At 30.4% G+C, this 316-nt stretch carries 1 protein-coding gene; it reads left to right on the plus strand.

Annotated features, from left to right (window positions below; genetic code table 11):
- Nucleotides 1-61: 61 nt before the first annotated feature.
- On the plus strand, nucleotides 62-316 hold a 255-nt coding region (locus tag CHH67_RS25820), incomplete at its 3' end, for an insulinase family protein (RefSeq protein WP_144029328.1).

A 316-nucleotide genomic window follows, 5' to 3' on the forward strand; every position in this document is an offset into this window, starting at 1 on the left:
TTTCCTAATGCATATAGAATGATTCCTTTTCCTTAAAATCTTGATAAGAGGAGTGTAGTGAATGGATAGGATAGTTTTTGAAAATGGTATCCGATTAGTAACGGATCATATAGAAGCTCATAACACTTTTTCTATGGGCATATTTCTACCTTACGGTTCGAAATATGAAACTAAGGAAGAAAATGGTATATCTCATTTTATTGAACATCTTCTTTTTCAAGAAAATTATTATTTCAAAAAACGTGAAATTAACGAAATCGTGGAAAACATAGGGGGCCGTATTAATGCTTTTACTACTAAGGAATATATGTGTATT

Source organism: Paenibacillus campinasensis (assembly GCF_002272015.1).
Taxonomy (GTDB): Bacteria; Bacillota; Bacilli; order Paenibacillales; family Paenibacillaceae; genus Paenibacillus_AQ; species Paenibacillus_AQ campinasensis.